Below are 18,373 nucleotides of genomic sequence, written 5' to 3'. Positions count from 1 at the left end.
CAGGAGCACCGAAATCGCGCCCTCAGTGCACCGATCAGGTAACCATCTCGTTTCGAAAGCGAGAAATGGGCGACGACGGAGTCTGACGCTGTGGTGGAATCACACCATGCAAAATCAGAGCGAGCCCCTCGTCGTCGTTGACCACGTCGAGAAGCACTACGGTGAATTCCACGCCCTGAAGGACATCAACCTCAACGTCGAGCGCGGTCAGGTCGTCGTCGTCATCGGACCATCCGGTTCCGGCAAGTCAACCCTGTGTCGCACGATCAATCGACTCGAGACGATCACCTCGGGGGAAATCCGCATCGACGGGAAGGTGCTACCCAAGGAAGGGAAGGCACTCGCCGCGTTGCGCGCTGACGTCGGAATGGTCTTCCAGTCCTTCAACCTCTTCGCCCACAAGACCATCCTCGAGAATGTTGCCCTTGGCCCCATCAAGGTCAGGAAGCTCTCGAGGGCAGACGCCGAAAAAGAAGCAAAGGTGCTTCTCGACCGAGTCGGCATCGGTCACCAGGCCGCGAAGTTCCCGGCACAACTCTCGGGCGGCCAGCAGCAGCGAGTCGCGATCGCGCGTGCGCTTGCCATGAAGCCGAAGGTGATGCTCTTCGACGAGCCCACCAGCGCGCTCGACCCCGAGATGATCAACGAAGTCCTCGACGTCATGGTCGACCTCGCTAAGGAGGGCATGACGATGATCGTCGTGACCCACGAGATGGGCTTCGCGCGCAAGGCCGCCGACAGAGTCGTCTTCATGGCCGACGGCCAGGTGCTCGAAGACCAGTCCCCTGAGGACTTCTTCACGCACCCGAAGACCGACCGCGCCAAGGACTTCCTCTCCAAGCTCATCACCCACTGACCGTCGGCGCGGCTCCGCGCCTCGACTGTCTCGCAGGACTCAACAGACTTCCAACAGAAGGAGAAGCAAATGCGAAAGACCAAGCTCAGCGCCATTCTCGGCGCAGGCATCCTGGCCTCACTCGTACTGACGGGCTGCGCCGAGGGGGCGCCGCCGGCAGCAGGTGGCGGTGGCGAAGAGGGCACCACAACCGGTGAAGCACCCGTCTTCGAGGTCGCGACCGACGTCGCCATCGAAGGCTCGCCCACGTTCGACAAGATCACCGCTGCAGGCGGCAAGGTCGTCGTCGGTGTCAAGGAAGACCAGCCGAACCTCGGCTACCTGGATGCGGTCACCGGAGAGCGCACCGGCTTCGACGTCGACGTCGCCCGCTGGATGGCAGCTTCGCTCGGCGTCTCCGAGGAGAACATCGAGTTCAAGGCGATCCCGTCCGCGAACCGCGAGCAGGCGATCATCAACGGCGACATCGACTACTACGTCGGCACCTACTCGATCACCGACAAGCGCAAGGACCAGATCGACTTCGCCGGTCCGTACTTCGAGACGGGCCAGGGCCTCCTCGTCGGCGCCGACTCCGAGATCACGGGCGTCGACGACCTGGTCGCTGGCGTCAAGGTCTGCTCCGCGACGGGCTCCACACCAATCCAGAACATCAAGGACAACTACCCGGAAGTCACGCCCGTTGAGTTCGAGAAGTACTCTGAGTGTGTTGAGGCCTTGAAGAACGGCCAGGTTGACGCAGTCACGACCGACGAGGCCATCCTTATCGGCTACGCAGCACAAGCCCCGGACCAGCTCAAGGTAGTTGGCGAGCCCTTCAGCACGGAGCTCTACGGCATCGGCCTCGCAAAGGGCGACGACGCTCTGCGCGACCACTTCAACACGACCCTCGAAGAGGGCGGCGACGTCTGGCAGTCGATCTTCGACTACAACCTCGGTTCCTCCGGAACCACGGTCTCGCAGCCAACGCCCGACCGCTACTAATCCCACAGGCGAGCGGCGGCGAGACCACAATCTCGCCGCCGCTCGTTCGCACCTAGGGCGCCCCGCGCCGTAACTCAGAAAGGAAGGCGAGCGTGTTCGACATCATCACGAACCACCTCGACCTCTGGGGAGCCTCCCTCGTGGGGACACTCATCCTCTTCTTCGGCGGCGCCTTGCTCGCGTTGGTTCTCGGCTTCATCGTCGGCGCCATGCGAGTCTCGCCCGTCCCGATCGCTCAGATGGTCGGGGCCGCGTACGTCAACGTCATCCGCAACACCCCGCTCACGCTGGTTTTCTTCATCTTCGCGTTCGCTGTGCCCGTGCTGTTCCCGATCGGGCAAGCGGACTACCTCACCCTCGGCATCCTCGCGCTTGGGATCTACACGGCCACGTACGTCGCTGAGGTCCTGCGAAGCGGCATCAACACCGTGCCAGTCGGCCAGGCCGAAGCGGCCCGCGCGATCGGCCTGCCCTTCGGGCAGGTCATGTCGCTCATCGTGCTGCCCCAGGCCGCACGAGCCGTCGTGCCGCCGATGATGAGCGTGCTCATCGCGCTCCTCAAGAACACGACGGTGGCCGCCGGCTTCTCAGTCGTCAACCTCGGCAGCATCCGCGCCAACATGAGCGAACGGGGCGAAGATGCCCTTGGCGTCCTGCTCGTGGTCGCAGCGGTCTTCGTCGCCCTGGTCCTTCTCCTCTCCTGGGTGCAGAACGCGCTCGAACGACACTGGAAGGTCGCACGATGAGCCAGACTTCAGTGCTGTACGACGTGCCGGGCCCCAGGGCTCTGGCACGAAACCGAATCCTCAGCGTCGTCACCATTGCCGTGGTCGTCGCGCTCGCCGCGCTGATCATCTACCGGCTCGGCGTCACGGGAAACCTCAGTGCCAACAAGTGGCAGATCTTTGGCTACGCCGCGATCTGGACGCAAATCGCCAAGGCCCTCTGGGCGACGCTGAGCGCGTTTCTCGTGGCTGCGGTCGGTGCACTTGCACTCGGCTTCATCCTCGCAATCGGACGCCTCTCCGACCACGCCTGGGTCCGTATCCCGGTGACGGTTGTCGTCGAGGTCCTGCGCGCCATCCCTGTGCTTATCCTCATGATGCTCCTGTACTACGCCCTCCCGGGCCTCGGCGTGAAGATGGACCCGTTCTGGGCAGTTGTCATCGCGCTGATCGCCTACAACGGCTCAGTACTCTCCGAGGTCATCCGAAGCGGCGTCGAGGCGCTGCCCCGCGGTCAGTCCGAGGCCGGGTACGCAATCGGTCTGCGGAAAACCGGCGTGATGCAGCTCATCCTGCTTCCGCAGGCGATTCGCTCGATGCTGCCAGTCATCATCGCGCAGCTCGTCGTGACCCTGAAGGACACGGCGCTCGGATCGATCATCACCTACAACGAGCTTCTCTACCTGGCGAAGCTCATGGGAAGCCAGACGAACTACGGCACCCCGTACATCCCGGTCACGATAGTGATCGGCGCCGTCTACATCCTGACCTGTGTGCTGCTCTCCTGGCTCGCTACGGTGGCCCAGAAGCGCATCTCGCAGAACCCGAAGGTGCAGGGCACCACCGAGGTCGAAGCGAAGCCCGTCGGCAACGCTGGCAACGTGACCGACACTGAGCTCATCCTGGTTCAGCAGTCGGACGTGCTGGAACTCGAAGAGGACGAGCGCCAGAGGGCAAAGCACGACAAGGCGGAAGCGCAACGCCAGATCGACCTCCGCAAGAAGGAAGACGGCGACAGGCTCTAAGCGGTCTCCGCGAGCGAAGCTCCCCACGAGCAGGCACTGAGGTTCTCAGTTCCGGCTCGTGGGGAGCTTTTCGTTGCGCCCCGAGACGCCCCGCACTCCTCGACTCGCCGTTTCCAACGTGGGGCCGACTAGCCTGGACCGGATGCGCGCTGAGCCCGGACTTCGACAACTCCTGCGACTCTGGGAGTTCGTCCGCCCGGTGAAATGGAGCCTCTTCGCGGGCTTCGCGTCGGCCCTCACCGCCGCAGTGCTGAGCCTCGTCGGCCCGCAGATCATCCGCCTCATCGTCGACGGGCCGGTCTCTTCCGGCGAGCGGGCCGCCATCATCTGGGGCTCGCTAGCCCTCCTCGCGGTCGGCTGCTTCGAGGCCTTCCTCTGGTACCTGCGCCGCATCCTCGTACTCACGCCGATGGTGGGCGTCGAACGTCGGGTGCGTGACCGTCTCTTCGCCAGGCTGCAGGATCTGCCTGCGGCCTTCCACGATGAGTGGGAGGCCGGGCAGCTCCTCTCCCGTTCCTCCGTTGACCTGAACCGGGTGCGGCGTTGGCTCGCCTTCGGGCTCATCATGCTGACGGTGAACCTGCTCACGGTCGTCGCCGGAATCGGCGTCCTCCTCTGGCTCGACCCTCTACTCGGCATCGTCTATGCCGTCTTCAGCATCCCGACGGCCCTCATCACACTCCGCTTCCAGCGCGTGTACGGCCGACTCTCGCGCCGCAGTCAGGACCAGGCCGGGGCGCTCGCCACCACGGTCGGTGAGGCGGCGAAGGGAATCCGCGTCATCAAGGCGTTCGGCCGCGGCGGCGAATTCCTCGCGTCGTTCCGGACCGAGGCCCAAGCCCTGCGCGAGACTGAGCTCGAGAAAGCCCGCAAGCAGGCAGACATGCGCTCGTGGCTCATCCTGCTCCCCCAGCTCGCCGTCGCGACCTCACTTGCCCTGGGAGTGCTCGCCGTCGCCGGCGGACGACTCACGATCGGTGAGCTCTCGGCGTTCCTCTTTACGGCCCTCATGCTCTCGTGGCCCGTGCGATCCCTCGGCTTCCTGTTCGCGGACACCCTCGACGCAGCCGCATCCACGACAAGAGTCTTCGAGGTGCTGGACACCGCGACGACCGTATCCGACCCGGCAGCACCCCTCCCCGTTCCCGTCGGCCCCGGCGTCCTCGAGTTCCGCGGCGTGCGATTCCGCTTCCCGGATGCGCGGGACGACGACGAGGTGCTGCAAGGTATCGACCTGACACTCAGACCAGGTGAGACGCTCGCGCTTGTCGGGGCAACCGGCAGCGGCAAGAGCCTGCTCAGCGAGCTTGCCGTGCGCCTCCACGACCCGACGGACGGGGAAGTGCTCCTCGACGGCACCGACATCCGTCGCTTCCGCCGCGACGAGCTCAGGAGCCACGTGGCCATCGCCTTCGAGCAGCCGCTCCTCTTCTCGGCGAGCGTCAGGGACAACGTCGCCCTCGGCCGCCCGGAGGCCAGCGACGATGAACTGCGGGAAGCCCTCACTGTGGCACAGGCGGGGTTCGCGCTCGAACTCCCCGACGGACTCGACACGCTCATCGGCGAAGAAGGGCACAGCCTCTCCGGGGGCCAACGGCAGCGCCTGGCACTGGCACGCGCCATCATCGCGCGCCCTCGTGTCCTCGTCCTGGACGACCCGCTCTCCGCCGTCGACGTGCGCACCGAGACCCTGGCGACGGAGGCGCTTCGCACGGCGCTCACCGGGGTCACCACGCTTGTCGTCGCGCACCGCTCATCCACCGTCGCGCTCGCCGACCGAGTCGCTGTGCTCCAGGATGGGCGCATCACGGCAGTCGGTGAGCACCGGAGCCTGCTGGCGGCCGACCCCGTGTACCGCGGCCTGCTCTGGCAGGGCGACCACGTGGATGAGGTCGTCGCGTGAGCACGCGCACCCCACCCGCGCCCCTTGGCGTGCAGGTCGAGCACCTCACCAGTGTCGACCGCGGCACCGCTCGACTCCTGCGTCAACGATCCCTTCGCCTCATGGGTCAGCTCCTCGCGCCGCATCGCGGCAGCCTCGTCTGGCTCGGGGTGCTGGTGCTTGTCAGCCAGGCGGCGTCGGCCGCCGGGCCGCTGCTGCTCTCGCAGGCCATCGATACCGGCCTGCCGAGGCTGCTCGAAGGCGACTGGCGGCCCTTCGCGATCGTCGTCGGCGCCCTCATCGTCGCGACGATCGCCGATGCGGGCTTGTCGAACCTCTTCACACGCCGAGCCGCGGCCCTCAGCCAGCGCGTGCTCCTGCGAGTGCGCACGCTGCTCTTCGAACACACGGGTCGCCTCGGCCTCGACTTCCACCAGCGCTACACGTCAGGGCGCGTCATCAGTCGGCAGACGAACGACGTCGACGCGTTAGCCGAACTCCTCGAGTCTGGCTTCGGCGACCTGGTCAATGCCGTCGCTCGGATGGCGTTCATCGCGACGGCGCTGTTCATCCTCGACCCGCTGTCCGCGCTGGTCGCCCTCGCTGTCTTCGTCCCGGTTGTCCTCGTCACGCGGCACTTCCAGGTCGTCTCGTCACGCCTCTACCGTGAGTCCAGCGAACGCTCCGCGCGCCTCATCGTGCGCTTCGTCGAGACGATCACGGGAATCCGTGCCATGCAGGCGTTCCGCGCGGAAGCCCGCAACGCAGACGTCTACGGCGGTTTGAACGGCGCCTACACGGACACTGGGCGTCGCACGGCTATGGCGTTCGGCAACCTCTTTACGGGCATCAACCTCATCAGCAGCATCGGGCTTGCGGTGCTCGTGCTCGTCAACGGCCTTCGAACGCTCGACGGCAGTATCGGCGTCGGCTTGCTCGTCGCGGCGGCCCTGTACCTCGTGCAGCTGTTCCAGCCCATGGAGGCCGTTGGCATGTTCGCCAACACCTTCCAATCGGCAGTCGCGGCACTCGAGAAGATCTCCGGTGTCCTCGAGGAACGGCCAAGCGTCGCCGAGCCGTCGGCGGCTCGCGACGAACAGCGCGGCGCTCAACGACCGCCCTCAGGCGCGCGGCAAGCCTCTGGACGCGGCGACATGACCCTCCGCGGCACGACGTTCTCGTACGGCGAGGGTCCGCTTGTCCTGCAGCGGACCGACCTGCACATCGCCGCGGGCCAGACCGTTGCGATCGTGGGACCTACCGGTGCGGGCAAGACGACCCTGGCGAGCCTCATCGCGCGGTTCGCCGACCCCACAACCGGCGAGGTCACACTCGACGGCGTCGACCTCCGTGAGCTGCAGGACAGCGAGCTCCGGCAACGAGTCGTCACCGTCACGCAGGACCCATTCCTGTTCCAGGGAACCGTTGCCTCGAACATCGAACTCGGTCGACCTGGCGCGAGCCGGGACGACATCGAACGAGCCGCGAAACTCATCGGCGCCGACCCGTTCATCCGACGCATGCCGGACGGCTACGACACGGACCTGAGCCACCGCGGGGTGAAGCTCTCCGCCGGACAGCGTCAGCTCATCTCGTTCGCCCGGGCGTTTGTCGCCGACCCCGAAGTGCTGATCCTCGATGAGGCGACCAGCTCGCTCGATATCCCAAGCGAACGCGCTGTCCAGCAAGCGCTCGGCACGCTCCTGCACGACAGAACCGCCGTGATCATCGCCCACCGGCTCTCGACCGTCAACGACGCTGACCGAGTGCTGGTCCTGGACGCCGGCACGATCGTCGAGGACGGCTCCCCCGCCGAACTCGTCGCGGCTGGCGGCCGCTACGCCGAGCTGCACAGCGCCTGGCTGGCCTCGCTCGACAGCGACTGAGTCGAGCCGACATGCCGCCCGACACGCTCCCGGTCGAGGTGTGTCGGGGCGGAGACCCGGGGCGCTTCGTGGCGCCGAGCCCTACGAGCGCCGAGCGGGCCGAGCTGGCACCAGCCTAGAGCGGAGTTCTGGTCGCTTGGACTCACCGCAAGCGACCACAAGTGCGCCCTGGGCGAGCCGGCACCAGCCCAGAGCGAGGGAAGCACAAACAGCGACACAGACAGAGACGCCCGAGCCACCCCGCGAAGATCGCGGGGTGGCTCGGGCGTTCCTTGTGGTGCGCTGCTACTAGGCGCGCTGCGCGAACGCGCTCTCGTACAGGCAGACAGAGGCGGCGGTCGCGAGGTTCATGGACTCGGCCTGCCCGTAGATCGGCACGCTCAGGGTCGCGTCCGCGTACGCCAGCTGCTCGTCGTCGAGGCCACGAGCCTCGTTGCCGAAGAGCCAAGCCGTCGGCTGCGCCAGCTCACCAGAGTCGCGGGCGGAGAGCAGGTCAGAGCCGTCGATGTCCGCAGCCACGACGCGCAACCCCGCGTCGCGGGCGCGTGAGGTCGCGACGTCGAGCGTCACCTCAACGGCGATCGGCAAGTGGAAGATCGAGCCAGTGCTCGAGCGCACGACCTTCGAGTTGTAGAGGTCCACGGTGCGGCCCGTGAGGATGACGGCGTCCGCGCCAGCAGCATCCGCGGCACGGATGATGGTGCCGAGGTTGCCCGGATCGCGCACCTCTTCGAGGATGGCAACGAGCTTCGGGGAGCCGCTCAGTGCATCCCGGATCGACGAGGGGAACTGGCGGCAGACCGCGATGACGCCCTGCGGCGTGCGGGTGTCTGCCATCGCGTCGATGGCTTCCTCGCTCGCGAAGGCAACCTCGAGCTGGGCGTCCTCGGCAAGACCTCGCAGCTCAGAGTGCCGTTCGAGCGCCGTCGGGGTAACGAACAGCTCCTCGATGAGCTCGGGGCGCGAGACAAGCGCCTCACGCACCGCCTGCGGGCCCTCGATGACGAAGAGGCCAGTCTCCTGGCGCTCCGACTTCTGCGCGAGCTTCCTGACTTCCTTGACTCGCGCGTTGCGCGGACTTTCGATCATGGTGTCGACTTCTTCCTGCGCACGAAGCGCGCTGCGTTGCTTGAGTGGAGGCTCATCGAGCCGAATGCGGGCAGAGGGTCGTGTTCCCCTGGCGGGCGGAACCCGCCGAAAGGCGAGAGACACCATGCGCTGAAACAAAAGAACATGCGGCCGAGAGCTGGACTCTCGGCCGCATGTTCATACGGCCAGTATTGCCGTGATGTTGACTACGCCGCTGCGCGCGGGGCCGACGTGTCGGCCGGGAGCGCCTGCTTGGCTGCCTCGACGAGACCAGCGAACGTCGCGGGCTCGTTCACGGCGAGCTCGGCGAGGATGCGGCGGTCGACCTCGATGCCAGCAAGGCCGAGGCCCTGGATGAAGCGGTTGTACGTGAGGCCGTTTGCGCGGGATCCGGCGTTGATGCGCTGGATCCAGAGGCGACGGAACTCGCCCTTCTTGGCGCGACGGTCACGGTAGGAGTAGACCATCGAGTGGATGACCTGCTCCTTGGCCTTGCGGTACAGGCGCGAGCGCTGTCCACGGTAGCCGGATGCGCGCTCAAGGATGACGCGACGCTTCTTATGGGCGTTTACTGCCCGCTTTACACGTGCCATGTGTGTTGATTCTCCTCAGTAAGTGTGGGTGCGGGCGGCTTAGTGGCCGAGCAGCTTCTTGGCGACCTTGGCGTCTGCCGGGGAAAGCAGCTGGTCCTGGTTCAGTCGAGCCTTACGGCCGGGCGACTTGACCTCGAGGTTGTGGCGGAGGCCAGCCTGCTGCTTCATGATCTTGCCGCTTCCGGTGACCTTGAAGCGCTTCTTGGCGCCCGAGTGGGTCTTCTGCTTCGGCATTAGTTCTCCTCTGTGGTTGCAGACTCTGGTACAGACTCTGTTGCAGCTTCATCTGCAGGTTCATTCGCAGCTTCGCCAGTTGACGGCTGCCCGTGCTTGGCCGCCCGCGACGCCTCGCGTGCTGCGTTCCGCTTTGCGGAAGCGTCAGCCTTGACGTCGGACTTGTTTCGGAACGGGCCGATGATCATGACCATGTTGCGGCCATCGATCATGGGGTTTGACTCGACAGTGCCGTACTCCGAGACTTCCTCAGCAAAACGCTGAAGGAGGCGCACTCCCATTTCCGGACGCGACTGCTCGCGACCGCGGAACTGGATCATGGCCTTCACCTTGTCACCGTCTTCGAGGAAGCCGATGGCGCGCTTGCGCTTGGTCTCATAGTCGTGGGCGTCGATCTTCAGACGGAAGCGGACCTCCTTGAGGACCGTGTTCGCCTGGTTGCGACGTGCTTCCTTAGCCTTCTGGGCGGCCTCGTACTTGAACTTCCCGTAATCCATGATCTTGGCGACGGGGGGCTTCGAGTTGGGGGCGACCTCGACGAGGTCGAGCTCAGACTCCTGCGCGAGGCGCAGAGCCATCTCGAGCTTGACTACTCCGACCTGCTCACCGCCCGGGCCGACAAGGCGGACTTCACTGGCACGGATGCGGTCATTGGTACGTGGTTCGCTGATGGAAGGCTCCTGACTTCACTGAATGTGGAAAGGAGGCGTCACACCAACAGCGCTGCGCTCGCAGCGTGTTTCCACCCAACGTCACAGGTCATGCCTGTTGTGCAACTCGTGCACTTCTTGCAAACCCTGTGACCTCTTCCCGTGCCGCCGCGAGGCCGCACAAGGAAGGGAGTGGAGCAACCCGGTAACCTACTTAGAGCGGTTTGCGCGGGTGGGACGAATCCTCTTTCGTGGCCTCTGCACAGCAGAAACCGCTCGCCACATTACCAGAACTCCGCACAAAGGACCAGCGTGACCGACGCCTCACTCGAAAACACCTCAGCAGCCGAGCCGGACTACGGTGATCTGCGTCGCGACATCGGCGAAGTTCCGGCTGTCGAGCTCATCACAACCACCGCCATCCACCTCATGAGCGCCGCTGCGGTCGCGTGTGGCCTTGACGAGGACAGCGGCGAAGACGAGCTCGACCTCGACGAGGCCCGCAAACTCATCTCAGCGCTCGCCGGCCTCCTCACCGCGAGCCTCCCCTATCTGGGTGACCACCACGCGCGTCCGCTGCGCGACGGCCTGCGTTCGCTGCAGCTCGCCTTCCGCGAGGCGTCCGACCACCCAGACGCGATCGGCAAGGGGCCAGGCGAAGACCTCACCGGCCCCGTCTACGGCTAAGCGCCCGCGACGCCCCCGCTCGCCCGCCTCACTCGCCCGCCTCTCTCACTCGAGCGAGCGGGCGGGCGGGCGGGCTTCAGGCTCTGGTGCCGACCCCGGCGTGGACCGGCTCAGCCGGCCCGACCAACTGCGCAACGATGGCGGCAGAAAGCGTCACAAGCGGAAGCCCTCCCCCTGGGTGCGCGGATCCCCCGACCAGATACAGCCCCTCGAGCGGCTGCCGGTTCGCGGGCCGGAGGAACGCTGCCCTCGCACCGTTCGATGCCGTGCCGTAGATCGACCCTCCCGGGGAGCGGGTATCGCGTTCAATGTCTGCGGGGGTTCGGATGCGCATCCATCTCACGTGCTCGCGCACGTCGACGCCCCGCTCGGCCATCAGCTCGAGGAGCGATGCCGCGTAGCGCTCAGCAAGCCCTGGTGCATCCCAGTCGACGCCGTGCTCAGGATCGTGACGCGGCGCGTTGACAAGCACGAACCACGCGGCGCTGCCCGGCCCCGGAACCGTCTCCGGGTCATTCGGCGCTGAGATGTAGATCGTCGGCCGCTCGACGGGCTTCGGCCCCGACCCCGACTGGGTTCCGACGCCGAAGACCGCGTCGAACTCGGCGTCGTAGTCCTCTGCGAAGAGCACCCGGTGGTGGGCCTGCTCGCCGTGGTCGACCGTGGCCCCATCGAGGCCGTCGAGCGCCAGCAGCAGGACGAAGCCGGAGAGCGACGGGTCGAGCTTCGCGTGATCCCTGGCCGCACGCCTGGCGCCCTCGCTTCGCAGCAGTTCCCCGTAGACGGTCTGCGCGTCCGCGTTCGCGACGACGATGTCCGCCGCGATGCGCTCGCCGTCCGCCGTCTCGACACCCGCGACCCTGGTTCCGTCCTGCAGGATGCGCGTCACGCTCACCCCGGTGCGGATGCGCGCGCCGAGTTCGGTCGCACGGTCCGCGATAGCGGCACCAAGACGCCACAGGCCACCTTGCACGTACCAGGACCCGTAGGCCTGCTCCGCGTATGGCACCGTCGCGAGCGCTGAGGGGGCACGCCTCGGATCAGAGCCGGTGTAGGTGGCGTAGCGGTCGAGCAGGGCGCGCAGCCGGTCATCGGCGAGGTCCTGTCGACCGAATCCGCGCAGGCTCAGCCACGGGGCCACCCGGGCAAGCGAGAGCGGGTTCGCCGCGAGCGTCGCGATGCCGGCTGCATCGATGGGCGACTCCAGGAAGGGACCACGGGCGATGTCCCACACGCGCTCCGAGCGTTCGAGGAAGCGCGACCACTGCGCGCCCGCGCCGGAACCGAGCGCCGCATCCAACGCAGCAGGGATCTCCTCGATTCGACCCGGCATGTCGAGCTCTGTCCCGTCGGCGAAGCGGTACCTGCAGGCGACGTCGAGTCGTCGGAGCTCTAGCACGGTCTCGAGCGGCGCCCCCGTCTCGGCAAAGAGCTCAGTGAAGACGTACGGCATCGTCACGAGTGACGGCCCCGTGTCGAAGAGGAAGCCATCGTGCTCGAGTGTTGCGAGCTTGCCGCCAATCGTGTCGGCCTGCTCAAGCACCGTGACGTCGTGCCCGAGGGACGCGAGGCGTGCCGCCGCGGCGAGCCCACCGACTCCCGCGCCGATCACGACAACGCGGCTCATCGCGAAGATTCCTCGCTGCGCGCGTCCGCCCCCACGAGGGGACCAGACGCCCGGCGCGCCCGCCAGTCGCGGAGCAACACCACAACAAGCGGAACCGCGACGGCCCCCATGATGAAGCCACCGACGAGGGCCACGCTCGGCCGCTCGAAGAAGGTCAGGTTGCCGACGACGCAGGTCGCGTAGGTCCACAGGTAGACCGTGAAGGGGACGGCATCGCCAGGGGCGCCGTCAACCTCCCGCGAGCGCGCCGCCACGGCGTCGATGAGTCCGCAGATGATGAGCGAGACGAGGTACCAGCCGAGGAAGTTCGTCAGCGGGATGCCGTCGACGCCTGGGATGCCCGGATCCGGGTGCTTCCAACCCCAGTGCCCCGAGTCGACCATCTGCGGGTCGAGGAACACATCCCAGGCGGTGAGCGCCCAGGCCGCGACGGCGACACGTGCGACGCGCCGGAGCATCCCCGGAGTCGTACCGACGAGTCGCCTGGCGATGATGACCGCCGGGTACGCGATCGTGACCCAGGCGAGGGGCACGATGAGCGGCACCTCGAACAGGGAGAAACCGAGCGACGGCGTGTAGATGTACTGGCCGAACGGGAAGCTGGTCGCGACGCCGACAACTTCGGCGAAGAAGCCAATGGCGGCCGCCGCGAGGAGCACGGACGCGAACTTCGGGCCACGCGTCGCCCACGCGTGCAGCACCCCGGTCGCGGCGAGGAGCGCGACACTGGCGATCGTCAGCGGGACGGTGCCCCCGCCCGTGAAGGCGAACAGGCTCTGCACGAACATGCCTGCGGCAAGGGTCACCCACATGAGTCGTCGTGTGATGGCGGTCATCTTGAGTCCGTTCCTCTCGGTCGTGGCTCTGGATCTACGTCTTCGGTCGTGCTGGCTCTTCGCGGCGTCGGCTCGGGTGATCTCACGCCGCAGCGTCTGTCCAGCCCTCGACTGCGTCCACGGCGAAGCGGGCGAAGAGCTCCTCCGCGAACCAGCCGCCCGCCCGGCTGTCGCGCATCGCGGCCCTGTGCGCCTGCGCACCGCCCATGAAGTCCCGGAGCGCGGGGGCCGACTCCCAGAGGCTGAAGGTCCCGAGCAGCCCCGCGGGAAGCTCACCCATCCCGAAGGCCAGCCCGAGGCCGCGTGAGCGCGCCGTCATGAGCTCGGCGGCGATGGGCGGCACCGTCCCGGAGAATCGCCACAGTGCGGACGGGCGGATGCGGGCTCGGGTGATGACGGCAATGCGCTGGCCCTCCACGGCCTCGGCATCCGCCGGGCTGAACGGGTCACGTCCGCCCCACAGCCCCACGGAGCGGATAGGGCGCATCCGCACCCTGACACGCTCGCGCGAGTGAGCATCCCACGCGGCCACAAGCGGCCCGCGGTCGAACGCGTCAGCCGCTCCGCGGGACTCCCAGGAGGAGACAAGCGCCCAGTGGCCGAGGTCGGCGTCGCGGGAAGAGAAGCTCGTCGATTTCGCGGTGCCCAGGATCCGCGCGAAACGAAGGCCCTCCGGACGATGACGCCCGAGGAGCTGCACGGTCGTCTTCGCCGTCAACCCGAGGCCGGCGCTCGCACTGCCGGTGCCCCAGAGGTGGACGGTCGCGACGGTCACCGTCGCTCGACCCCAAGCGGACCGGGGCTGCGATCGCCACGTACGTGCTTGAGCACGAGCTCGGCGCTGATGAGACACATCGGCACGCCGACACCTGGGTTAACGGTGGCGCCAGCGTAATACAGCCCCTTCACCTTCGGCGAGGCGTTGCCAGCGCGGAGCATGGCGGACTGCGCGAGCTCGTGGGACGGGCCGAGAATGCCGCCGCGCCACGAGTTGTAGTCGCGCACGAAGTCAGCGGGCCCGAGCGTGCTCCGCACGACGATCCGGTCGGCGAGGTCTGGAGCAACCGTCCACTCGGCGAGCTGCGCGATCGCGAGGTCGGCGATGCGCTCAACCTCTGCATCCCCCGCGCCGTCAGCGCCTCCCCCGCCGATGCTGGCGTCGCCCTTCACGGGGATGAGCAGGAACAGGTTCTCGTGCCCCTCCGGCGCAACCTCAGGATCGGTTGCGCTGGGCTTGCAGACATAGATGGACACCGGGTCTGGCAGCGCCACGCCCTCGCCGAAGATGGCGTCGAAGTTCTCGCCCCACTCCTTCGTGAGCAACAGCGAATGGTGCGGCAGAGCCGGCAGCTCCCCCGTGACCCCCAGCATGACCAGCACGGCACCCGGTCCGGAATCGGTCTTCTTCCACACGCGCTCCGGATAGCTGCGGTAGCGCGCCGGCAGCAACTGCGTCTCCGTGTGGTGCAAGTCGGCCGCCGAGACGACGACCTCAACGTCTTCGAAGTGCGGCTCGCCCGCGGCATCCCGCCAGTGCACGCCCCTGCTCCACCCGTGCGACACGGCGATGCCGGTCACCTCGGCATCGAGCACGAACTCGACCCCTGCCTCGACCGCGAGGCCGTGTAGGGCATCCACCACCGCGGTGAAGCCGCCCATGGGGTACTGCACCCCCTCGACGAGGTCCATGCGGCTCATGAGGTGGTAGATGGCCGGCGCGCGGCGAGGGTCCGTGCCGAGGAAGACCGCCTGGTAGGCGAGGATCTGCCGGAGCAGGGGATGCGTAAAGGACTCCTCGACGAACTTCTCGAGCGGGGTCGTGAGCCAGGTGAGGAGGTCGGGCAGTTCACGGCGCACCCGCTCGCCGACCAGCGAAACGGGGTTCCTGAACGTGTTGTAGAGGAAGGCGTCTTCCGCCATGTCCATCGCGCGCCTCGCGGTCTCGAGGTAGTTGTCGAACGCCGGAAGCGCGTCGGGTTCGAGATCGGCAACCAGCCTGCGGACGGCGTCCTGTCCGTACGGGATCGAGATCGGGTCGCTCGCCGGCCCGGCACCGGACGGCTCAGGGAAGACCCGGTAGCCGGGGTCAAGCATCCGAAGGTCGAGCTGCTCGGCCGTGCTGGTGCCCGCGAGCTCGAAGAAGTGGTCGAAGACGCTCGGCATGAGATACCAGCTCGGGCCGGTATCAAAGCGGAACCCGTCCACCTCGAGCAGGCCGGCGCGGCCGCCGACCCTGCTGTTCTTCTCCAGCACGGTGACGGCGAAGCCGTCCCGAGCCAGGAGGATGGATGTGGCGAGACCCGCCATTCCGGCTCCGACAACTACCGCGCGAGTGCTCATGATCGTCTCTCCAGAAGGACTCGTGCTGCAATGCGCGCCTTCTCGGCGCTGGGAACTCTCACGCGCGTCGAGCGCAGCTGCTCTGCGGGGGTCGCCGCGATGCGATCGGCAAGCGCCGAGAAGAGGGCGCTCGCGAGCGCAACGCCTCGCCGACAGTCGCGGGGAAGCAGCGGAATGCCCGCATCCGCGGTCGCGAGATCTGCACGGATGCGATCAAGCCAGATGCGCTTGCGGCGCTCGTCGAGCGGCCCGGGCTCGAGCCCCTCGACTGGCAGGTAATCCCGGCCGAGTCTGTCCGCGTCATCGCCCACATCGCGGAGGAAGTTGACGTTCTGGAACGCTGCACCAAGCGCGCACGCTGCCGCGTCGATGCGCTCCCGCTCTTCTGCGGTGCGTGAAACACCCGTGAGGAACACACGCACGCACATGAGGCCGACAACCTCAGCGGACCCGTAGACGTAGCGCCGCTGCTCCTCGACATCAAGCGAGCGCGGCTCCAGGTCCATGCGCATCGAGGCGAAGAACGGCACAACCAGCTCGGCACCGAACCCACAGCGGCGCGCAGTCGCCGCGAAGGCATGCACGACCAGGTTCGTGCTGAACCCCGCATCGATGGCTTCGAGCGTCTGAGCTTCGAGCCCATCAAGGGCAGCGTGCTGCTGCTCAAGTGAGAGCCCGGCAACTGCGGCAACGCCGTCTACGATCTCGTCGGCCACCCGAACAAGCGCATAGATGCTGCGCACCGGCTTCACCGTGCGACGCCCGAGCAGTCTCGACGCGGCGCCGAACGAGCTCGAGTACGCGAAGATCACCTCGGCGGCCGACTTCTCTGCCGTCCGGGTGTACAGGTCAAGCGCGGAGGTCACGAGGTTCGCCTCTCCAGGAGCATGAGCAGCCGCGTCATCATCTCGGCGAGACTCCTGTCTCCCTCACGGCCAGAGGCACCAACAGCGCTCGCCGCCGCCCTCGCCCTCGCGAACTGGGCCTCGAGCTCCTGCTCGACGGCCGCCCGCGAACCGGAGGCGTCGATGAGGTCGCGTGCCTTTGCACCGTCAACCTCACTGAGGAGCGGGTCACCGAGCAGTAGCTGAAGCTCACCCCACACGGGAGTCCCGCAGGCAAGAGCGACGAGCGCCGTGAACTTTCCCTCTCGGATATCCGAGTACGGCGCCTTCCCGAGCTTGTGCTGGTCACCGAACACGCCGAAGAGATCATCCTGCAACTGGAAAGCCAGCCCGGCCGCATCGGAGAACTGCGCGATGAGTCGCGCATCGACGAGGCCTGCACCACCCGCCGCGATCAAGCCGAGCTGGAGCGGAAGCAGCACGGTGTAGGCGGCGGTCTTGTTCGAACTCATCGACAGGACCTCAGCCAACGCCGGGTGGTCGGAACGAAGCGAGAGGCTCACGTCGCTGAACTCGCCAGCGACCGAGACTGCGAGGGCACGCTCGATAGCGTCGAGCACGCGCAGGCGGATGGCGTGCGGGAGGTCGATGCGGGCCACCCTCAGGTGCGCTTCCGAAAGCAGTAGATCGCCAACAAGAATCGCAGCGGCCTGTCCGAGGCGGCTGCCTCGCTCGACGTCGAACTCTGAGCCGCCGACGATCTCCTCGACGCTGCCGAGCAGGTTCCGCACGCCGCGGCGCATCGTGTCGTTGTCGATCACGTCGTCGTGCGTCAAGAACGCCAGATGCAGCAGCTCGGTCGCCGTAGCCAGCTCGAGAACCGCCTCGGGCACCTCGTCGGCGCCCGTGTAGGACAGGTAACTCTGGATCACCAGCGCTGGCCTGAAGAGCTTGCCACCCTCGGTACTGCGCGCCGTGATGCGCCAGAGTGTCGCGAGTCCCTCATCGATCGCGCTGGCCGCCTGGATCCGGCCGTCAAGGAACTGCTCGATTCGCCTTCTCACCTCGAGCAGCTGCTCGGCTGCGAGGTCGAAGTCCGAACCCTGGCCACGGGGGCTCGCCAAAGGCTCACGAATCACTCGGCACCACTCCCTTTAGCTCGGTCGACTAGCAATAAGAGTATCTAAATACTTTCGCGCGAGCTTACAGGCATGCCTTCCTCGAGACCCTGGTCGGGGTCAATCCCCACTGCGACGCCTCCAGGAGCGCTTAGACTCTCGCGTCCTCTCCGCAGGAGCGTCGTCCGGTCGTGCTGTGCTCGCACGCGCGAACGATATCCCGAGCGAGTCGACCTCGGTGCGGAACGCCTCGCTCCCCTGCAGCAGCACACTGGCCCGGCGAGACAGCTCCGCGAGTTCATCGCGGCCGACACCGGCTGCGACGTGCAGCACTACCCGCAGCTCCGGTCCGGTCAACCGGGCTTCCGGATCGCCTGGCACCAAGTCGACACCGAGCACAGGAGTCAGCTCGGACATGACCCGCGAGAGCTCGGCCGTGACCACGGAGTTCGTCCAAGGCGCAGACCACGCCTGCTCCTGGGCGATGGCCCACACCGCTGGCCGACGGACGACGAACTCCGTCTCGCTTGTCGCGTCGACGACGATCAAGTCGCTGCCCTCCGCCGCCGCCGAGATCGCCGCGCGCTGCATGAGCGCCGGGACCGGGCGGGCCGCGGGGTTCCAGCTCTTCATCGCCTCCGCCGAGGTGAACACGGGGAGCACCGTCCGACCATCCGGGCCAGCAACGGTGACGATCGAGAGATCGGCACTCTTGTCAACCGTCACACCCTGCGCGTTGACGTCGGCCTCGCCGAGCTTCGCCACGAGCGGGATGAGCACTCTGGCTTCACGCAACGAGTCGACAACCGCTTCCGGGCCCGCCTGACGCGAACGGAAGAGGCGCAAGGCCTCGATGAACTCGGCGGGCGCCGTGCCGTCATCGTCTCGGAACGGGTTATCGCTGAACGTTCTTCCCGACCAGCTCTGACCGGCGGAGTCGGACTCGCTCGGGTGGAAGTGCTCAGGCAGTGACGGCATGGGACAACGCTTCCCGGT

At 66.9% G+C, this 18,373-nt stretch carries 18 protein-coding genes; 7 read left to right on the top strand and 11 right to left on the bottom strand.

Annotated features, from left to right (window positions below; translation table 11 throughout):
* Positions 1-106: 106 nt before the first annotated feature.
* From FHX72_RS00865 to FHX72_RS00840, 6 genes are all read left to right on the top strand, one after another.
* A complete protein-coding gene (locus FHX72_RS00865; RefSeq protein WP_068481095.1) occupies positions 107-856 on the top strand; it encodes an amino acid ABC transporter ATP-binding protein in 750 nt (249 codons plus the stop codon).
* A 69-nt stretch (positions 857-925) separates the two neighbouring features.
* Complete coding sequence (locus tag FHX72_RS00860; RefSeq protein ID WP_183622459.1) at positions 926-1,840, top strand: glutamate ABC transporter substrate-binding protein; 915 nt, start codon at positions 926-928, stop codon at positions 1,838-1,840.
* A 92-nt stretch (positions 1,841-1,932) separates the two neighbouring features.
* On the top strand, positions 1,933-2,586 hold the full coding sequence (locus FHX72_RS00855; protein WP_183622457.1) for an ABC transporter permease subunit: 654 nt from the start codon (positions 1,933-1,935) through the stop codon (positions 2,584-2,586).
* Positions 2,583-3,590 carry an amino acid ABC transporter permease gene (locus FHX72_RS00850; protein ID WP_183622455.1) on the top strand — a complete coding sequence of 336 codons (1,008 nt, stop codon included), beginning with the start codon at positions 2,583-2,585 and terminating at the stop codon, positions 3,588-3,590. The genes FHX72_RS00855 and FHX72_RS00850 overlap by 4 nt, the downstream gene beginning before the upstream one ends.
* Positions 3,591-3,732: 142 nt before the next feature.
* A complete protein-coding gene (locus tag FHX72_RS00845) occupies positions 3,733-5,493 on the top strand; it encodes an ABC transporter ATP-binding protein (protein WP_183622453.1) in 1,761 nt (586 codons plus the stop codon).
* A complete protein-coding gene (locus FHX72_RS00840; protein ID WP_338109986.1) occupies positions 5,490-7,358 on the top strand; it encodes an ABC transporter ATP-binding protein in 1,869 nt (622 codons plus the stop codon). The genes FHX72_RS00845 and FHX72_RS00840 overlap by 4 nt, the downstream gene beginning before the upstream one ends.
* 288 nt (positions 7,359-7,646) lie before the next feature.
* On the opposite strand, the gene FHX72_RS00835 is transcribed toward FHX72_RS00840, so the two are convergent.
* The 4 genes from FHX72_RS00835 to infC form a co-directional block, all read right to left on the bottom strand.
* Complete coding sequence (locus tag FHX72_RS00835) at positions 7,647-8,447, bottom strand: TrmH family RNA methyltransferase (protein WP_068481107.1); 801 nt, start codon at positions 8,445-8,447, stop codon at positions 7,647-7,649.
* 206 nt (positions 8,448-8,653) lie between these two features.
* Positions 8,654-9,040: a 50S ribosomal protein L20 gene (gene rplT / locus FHX72_RS00830; RefSeq protein WP_068481110.1), complete on the bottom strand. Its 387-nt coding sequence runs from the start codon at positions 9,038-9,040 to the stop codon at positions 8,654-8,656.
* A 39-nt stretch (positions 9,041-9,079) separates the two neighbouring features.
* A complete protein-coding gene (gene rpmI / locus FHX72_RS00825) occupies positions 9,080-9,274 on the bottom strand; it encodes a 50S ribosomal protein L35 (protein ID WP_068481113.1) in 195 nt (64 codons plus the stop codon).
* A complete protein-coding gene (gene infC, locus FHX72_RS00820; protein WP_082775391.1) occupies positions 9,274-9,945 on the bottom strand; it encodes a translation initiation factor IF-3 in 672 nt (223 codons plus the stop codon). The genes rpmI and infC overlap by 1 nt, the downstream gene beginning before the upstream one ends.
* 291 nt (positions 9,946-10,236) lie before the next feature.
* On the opposite strand from infC, the gene FHX72_RS00815 reads away from it, so the two are divergent.
* Entirely contained in the window at positions 10,237-10,611 is a 375-nt protein-coding gene (locus FHX72_RS00815; protein ID WP_068481116.1) for a DUF1844 domain-containing protein, read from the top strand.
* A gap of 76 nt (positions 10,612-10,687) precedes the next feature.
* Here the strand turns inward: FHX72_RS00815 and FHX72_RS00810 are convergent, their stop codons facing one another.
* From FHX72_RS00810 to FHX72_RS00780, 7 genes are all read right to left on the bottom strand, one after another.
* Positions 10,688-12,238 carry a phytoene desaturase family protein gene (locus tag FHX72_RS00810; RefSeq protein ID WP_068481119.1) on the bottom strand — a complete coding sequence of 517 codons (1,551 nt, stop codon included), beginning with the start codon at positions 12,236-12,238 and terminating at the stop codon, positions 10,688-10,690.
* Positions 12,235-13,074 carry a carotenoid biosynthesis protein gene (locus FHX72_RS00805; protein WP_082775392.1) on the bottom strand — a complete coding sequence of 280 codons (840 nt, stop codon included), beginning with the start codon at positions 13,072-13,074 and terminating at the stop codon, positions 12,235-12,237. Before FHX72_RS00805 ends, FHX72_RS00810 begins: the two co-directional genes overlap by 4 nt.
* An 82-nt stretch (positions 13,075-13,156) precedes the next feature.
* Entirely contained in the window at positions 13,157-13,849 is a 693-nt protein-coding gene (locus FHX72_RS00800; RefSeq protein WP_183622451.1) for a monooxygenase, read from the bottom strand.
* Complete coding sequence (gene crtI, locus FHX72_RS00795) at positions 13,846-15,414, bottom strand: phytoene desaturase family protein (protein ID WP_068481125.1); 1,569 nt, start codon at positions 15,412-15,414, stop codon at positions 13,846-13,848. The genes FHX72_RS00800 and crtI overlap by 4 nt, the downstream gene beginning before the upstream one ends.
* Positions 15,411-16,280 (bottom strand): phytoene/squalene synthase family protein, encoded by an 870-nt coding sequence (locus FHX72_RS00790; protein WP_068481128.1) that lies wholly within the window; start codon positions 16,278-16,280, stop codon positions 15,411-15,413. Before FHX72_RS00790 ends, crtI begins: the two co-directional genes overlap by 4 nt.
* Positions 16,277-17,398, bottom strand: a complete 1,122-nt coding sequence (locus FHX72_RS00785; protein ID WP_082775393.1) for a polyprenyl synthetase family protein — start codon at positions 17,396-17,398, stop codon at positions 16,277-16,279. Before FHX72_RS00785 ends, FHX72_RS00790 begins: the two co-directional genes overlap by 4 nt.
* Before the next feature lie 99 nt (positions 17,399-17,497).
* Positions 17,498-18,355 carry an SseB family protein gene (locus FHX72_RS00780; RefSeq protein WP_183622449.1) on the bottom strand — a complete coding sequence of 286 codons (858 nt, stop codon included), beginning with the start codon at positions 18,353-18,355 and terminating at the stop codon, positions 17,498-17,500.
* Between the last annotated feature and the right edge of the window lie 18 nt (positions 18,356-18,373).

Origin of the sequence: Pseudoclavibacter helvolus, assembly GCF_014191305.1 — a bacterium.
Taxonomy (GTDB): domain Bacteria; phylum Actinomycetota; class Actinomycetes; order Actinomycetales; family Microbacteriaceae; genus Pseudoclavibacter; species Pseudoclavibacter helvolus.
The sequence above is the reverse complement of the archived record's forward strand: the minus strand, read 5'-3'. Positions and strand labels throughout refer to the sequence as shown.